Below are 4733 nucleotides of genomic sequence, written 5' to 3'. Positions count from 1 at the left end.
CCGAATGGTGGAACATCAATTGCCCACCGGATTGCGCTGTTTCTATGAGTGGGCACTGGTTGAAGGCCTGGAATGGCGCGTGGTTAGGCATTGGACCGATGAGGGCGACGCTTACCAGTTCGACTATGACCTGCAGGCCGGTCTTACGCGCATCACCGACGGCCTGCAGCGTGTGAGTACGCGGCACTGGAACACTCAGCACCAGATCATTCAGTACAGCGACAACCTCGGCCAGACTTGGCTGTTTGAGTGGAATGACGAACGTCAGTTGCTCAGCGCTACCGACCCACAGGCCGGGCGTTATGCCTACAACTACGACGAGAGCGGCAACCTGATCGGCGAAACCGACCCGCTGGGCCGCAGTGATTCGACCTTGTGGCTGGAACATTGGGCATTGCCGCTGGTGGAAACCGACGCCGCCGACAACAGTTGGCAGTATCGCTACGACCCACGCGGTAACTGCATCGCCGAGACCGATCCGCTGGGCTATATCACCCGTTACCGCTATGACGCGCACGGCCAGCCAGTGGAAATCATCGATGCCACTGGCAAAAGCAAACAACTGCGCTGGAACCCGTTTGGGCAGTTGGTCGAGCATATCGACTGCTCGGGCTACCCGACGCGCTTCAGCTACGACGACCGTGGCTATTTGCAGGTCATCACTGATGCCTTGGGTGAACGCACGCAGTTCAGCTACGACGCCCAGGGCCGTTTGCTCAGCAGCCAATTACCGGATGGGCGCACCGAGCAGTATCAGCGCGACGCCAGCGGGCAGTTGGTGGGCTACACCGATCCCGCCGGGCACACCACGCTCTATCAACACAACCGGCGAGGCCAGGTACGCCAGCGCACCGATGCCCATGGGCGGCAGGTGCAATTTGGGTATGACAGCTATGGGCGGTTGCAAGCGCTGGTCAACGAGAACGGTGAAAGCTATCGGTTTGCATGGGACGCCGGGGATCGGCTGACCGAGCAGTGCAACCTTGATGGCAGCACTAAACGATTTACCTATGACGCCCTCAATAACGTAACGCGCGTCGAGGCCACTTCCGCGCCAGGAAGCGACCACACGCCCATCGAAGCACCGATTATTCAAGATTTGGAGCGAGATGCGATTGGCCGACTGACGGCCCGCATCACACCTGATGGACAGTACCGATTCCGCTACAGCCCGCTGCACCAATTGATTGAAGCTGTCGTCATTGATAATGACGGTAACGAGCAGCGCCTAGGCTTTACATATGACGCGCTGGGTTATCTCGTTGAAGAGCAAAGCTACGCGGGCCATTTGAAACATCATTACGACGAACTCGGTAACCTTATCCAGACACAGCTGCCTGATGGACGCTGGATCAACCGAATGTATTACGGCAGTGGTCACCTGCATCAGATAAACATAGACGGGCATGTGATTAGCGACTTCGAGCGCGACCGCCTGCATCGAGAAGTGATGCGCACACAAGGCGATATCAGTACGCGCAGCGAATATGACCGTAGCGGCCGCTTGCGTATGCGCCAACGTCGGCATGCCAGTCGACCGTCGCTGATACCGACCAACGATAAAGTCTATTTTGAATTTGATGCCAGTGATCTCCTGGTAGCGCGCCTCGAACAACTTCCCAATGGTGAGCAACGCCAACTGCTGCATTACGACGCGACAGGTCGAATCATCGCCAGCCAAAGTAGCCGCCCAACGCAGAATGAGACCTTGCGCTTCGACGCGGCAGCCAACCTCCTTGACGGTACATCCGATGTATCTGGGCGGGTGGTAAACAACCAGTTAATGGTGTTTCAGGATAAACGTTATCGCTACGACGGCTTTGGCCGAGTGATTGAAAAACGCAGCAATCAGTATGGCTTGCAGTCCTTCAGTTACGACTCCGATCATCGTTTGATTGAAGTCCGAACCCGCAAGGCCTGCGGCGAAAGCGTGGTCAGAATGCGCTATGACGCTCTGGGCCGACGAGTTGAGAAAACCGAACATGACAGTCAAGGTCATCTCATTGGTCGCACGCGCTTCGACTGGGATGGTCTGCAGTTACTGCAAGAGCATAAAAATAATCAGACCAGCCTGTATATTTACAACGGCAATGGTCATGAACCGTTGGCCAGGATCGACGGTGTTAACGAAACTCAACGAGTTCGTTACTACCATAACGATCCCAATGGATTGCCCCAGGCCTTGACGGAAAGTGACGGGCACCCGCTGTGGCGTGCTGACTATCAAATATGGGGCAATACCATCGACGAGCCTCGTGAACCGTACTTCATTGAGGAACAAAACCTGCGCTTCCAGGGACAGTATCTGGACCGGGAAATAGGGTTGCACTACAACACGTTCCGCTTTTATGACCCTGATGTGGGACGTTTTACAACTCCCGACCCAATAGGCTTGACAGGCAGCCTGAACTTTTACCGCTATTCGCCAAACCCATTCACTTGGATCGACCCGCTAGGCCTAAAAGAAAACGAAATTATTCGGTATATGGGCAAAAGCGAGACCGTTTCCTCCAAAGCGGCCAACGGCGGGAAAGGAGGCTTGGTTCCGAATATCAGAGGAGAGAAAGCGGTCTGGGTCAACCATGACAGCAATCCTGGGTTCAACCCAGGCAAGGAAGAGTATCGCGTGGTAGCGACCGTCAATAACGAAGGGGTGAGCATGCTCAACGACCATAAGGATATTTCTACCGTTGACTATAAAGAGACGGGCCTCAAAGATGGCGTACTCTCCAAGACCAATGAGCCCAAGGCAAAAGGTGTAGGTTTTCGGATACTCGACAAATTCAACAAAACCATCACCTCTTTTCGCGTCGAGAAAAAAGGGGCGAACGGAAAGTGGAAGACTTGCGGATAACGACAAAATGGATATCTTCAATCTCATTTCATACAAGCTTGAAAGTTTCCTGAATATCCGCCCAGTTCCTCAGGCACTGGGCGTTATTTTTTATCAGGAAGACGAACCCTTATTACTCTCCGCTGCCGCCAAGAAAAGCAATGGGACAACGCTTTATGTGAGCCGTTGGCACGATCTTTTTTCCGCGAGCGCTTTTGAAAAAGCCATGTTGAAACAGGGATTTACGGAGGCAGACTGCTATGCCCTTCTACTCGTCCTGTCTCGTTTTGGTCATTTGTTGGACATCGACAATCGTCAACGCACTAATAAAGACTATTTTATTTTCTTCTATCTGATCCAGCTGATCAGTCTAAAAAATAGCCCTATCGATGAGGACGTGGCGTTCAGGAACCACATGCTCACGTTCCTGCTTTTCGAATTGAGCATTGATGACGAGGTGTATCGCCGGTTCAGTATCAAGGATAACCAGCTGCTGATGGTGACCGAGGCTTTTGGATCTATAGCACTGCTGGACCTGATTAACGTGGTATACAAGACGATTAAAGCAGACACCAGAAAAGAACACGCACTGCTGAGCACTTTGAAAGCGTTCCAGACAAACATCGTTAAACTTTTGGTTACGCCGGACAATAAAAATTATCGCTTAAATTTTAATGATCGTTACAGCGAACTCATGTATCCCGACGTGTTCCTGTATGCCTACACCCACCACAGGCAGCAGGCTTTTGAAGCCTTGGTCGATACCGTCAACCCACTGCAATCAACCGAAAACCTTTTCGTTTCTAGTATTATTTTGATGAATTATGCTTTTTATATCCTGCGAACCCACCCACGAGAGATTCTGAAGCTAAAAAAATTCGTCGATGATGATGCGCTATTCGGCAAACTGCTAGAAGCCGTGATCAAGCGTCGAATGGCCGTTACTAAAGTGCAATTTGAAAAGATTCCAATAGGCCACGATCTGTCACTGATAAACGATAAGCAAACCTCTTTCTACAATATTTTGTACAGTCTTTAGCCTATATGCCTGACGCGTTATGGGCAGCCCGGATGGGCGATGCGCTCTCCCACACTTCGATGATGGCGGACATCCTTGGTGGTGTGCTGGAGGTGGCGGCCAATATCGCGATCACTGCCGTGGCAACGGCTGCCGTGGTTGCGGCCACCGGTATCACCGTGGCCACCGGCGGCCTCGGCTGCTTCCTGCTGGGTGCGGTGGTGGGTACGATTGTTGGCCTGGCCATGAGCAAGAGTGGCACGGACAAAGGGCTGACCAAGATATGCGACGCTTTCAGTAACGCCCTGTTTCCGCCCACGGTGCAGGCGAATATTCTCACCGGCTCCACCAATACGCTGACCAACAACATTCCCGCCGCCCGCGCGGCTGGGGCGATCAGCTCCCATGTCACCCCGGCCGGCACTGAGCTGGAAGAAGCCAAGCCCGAGCCGGAAGCCAGCTACCTGGACATGGCCGAGGGGTTCTTCTCGCAGATGTGGCGCCCTACCGTCGCCACACCTGCGCCGGGTGCTGTGCCGAAGCCGCTGGACCTGGTGGTGTGCATGAAGCACCCGCCAATGCCGCCGCAGTTTCTGGCCGAGGGTTCGGAAAAGGTTACGGTCAATGGTCAACCTGCCGTGCGCAGCGGTGATCGCAGCACCTGCGATGCGACGGTGGTGTCGTCGGGGCTGATTTCCTCCAACGTAACCATTGGTGGCGGTTCGGTGGTGGTGCGTGAAATTCGCAGCGGCAAGACGCCAGGCGTCGGGCTGGCGGTCACGGCACTGTTGATGCTCAAGGGTGGCAAGGGCAAGTTCTTCAGCAAGTTACCGTGCATGTTGGTCAGCGGCGCGACGTCGATGGCCATCAGCAGCGCGATGG

The 4733-nt window shown here is 54.0% G+C and carries 3 protein-coding genes; all 3 read left to right on the top strand.

The annotated features are described in order from the left end of the window. Positions 1 to 2854: RHS repeat-associated core domain-containing protein (locus NTD89_RS10615; RefSeq protein ID WP_262207494.1), on the top strand; the 2854-nt coding region annotated here is incomplete at its 5' end. A 7-nt stretch (positions 2855 to 2861) separates the two neighbouring features. Next, positions 2862 to 3872, top strand: a complete 1011-nt coding sequence (locus NTD89_RS10610) for a hypothetical protein (protein ID WP_262207492.1) — start codon at positions 2862 to 2864, stop codon at positions 3870 to 3872. A gap of 5 nt (positions 3873 to 3877) precedes the next feature. Then, positions 3878 to 4733 (top strand): PAAR domain-containing protein (locus NTD89_RS10605; protein ID WP_262207490.1); only part of this gene is annotated, 856 nt, incomplete at its 3' end.

Origin of the sequence: Pseudomonas sp. 14P_5.3_Bac1 (genome assembly GCF_025466135.1) — a bacterium.
Taxonomy (GTDB): domain Bacteria; phylum Pseudomonadota; class Gammaproteobacteria; order Pseudomonadales; family Pseudomonadaceae; genus Aquipseudomonas.
The sequence above is the reverse complement of the archived record's forward strand: the minus strand, read 5'-3'. Positions and strand labels throughout refer to the sequence as shown.